Source organism: Streptomyces africanus (assembly GCF_002150735.1).
Classification (GTDB): Bacteria; Actinomycetota; Actinomycetes; order Streptomycetales; family Streptomycetaceae; genus Streptomyces; species Streptomyces africanus.
Map to the genome: position 1 here is coordinate 16524 of NZ_MUKA01000238.1, position 404 is coordinate 16927.

A 404-nucleotide genomic window follows, 5' to 3' on the forward strand; every position below is an offset into this window, starting at 1 on the left:
GGTGGCCTCCAGCAGCTCGTCGAGCGCGGCGCCGCCGAACTCCAGGTCGTCGACGACGACGACCGCGCCGATCTCCCGGACATGGGTGAGCAGTTCGTCCCGTTCGGGGCGGTACAGGGGGGCGTTGTACACCGCGTAGAGGAGGTCGTACAGCAGGTCGCCGGAGGTGCGGCCGAAGCCGTTCAGGCGGATGACGCCGTCGGGGGCGAGGTCGGAGCAGTCCTCGGAGACGAGGTCGAGGAGGCGGGTGCGGCCGCAGCCGGCGGGGCCGGTGAGGCGCACCGAGCGGCCGCGGGCGAGCAGGCGCACCAGTCGCTCGCGTTCGTCCTGGCGGGCCAGCAGCGGCAGGCTGGGCTGCGCGGGGCCGGGCGGGACGGGCGGCCGGGCCGCGCGCTCGGCTTCGG

1 pseudogene is annotated in these 404 nt (G+C 76.0%); it reads right to left on the reverse strand.

Features of this window, described 5'->3' with window-relative positions:
* A pseudogene (locus tag CCL05_RS46435) lies at nt 1-404 on the reverse strand (ATP-binding protein); the annotation flags it as partial.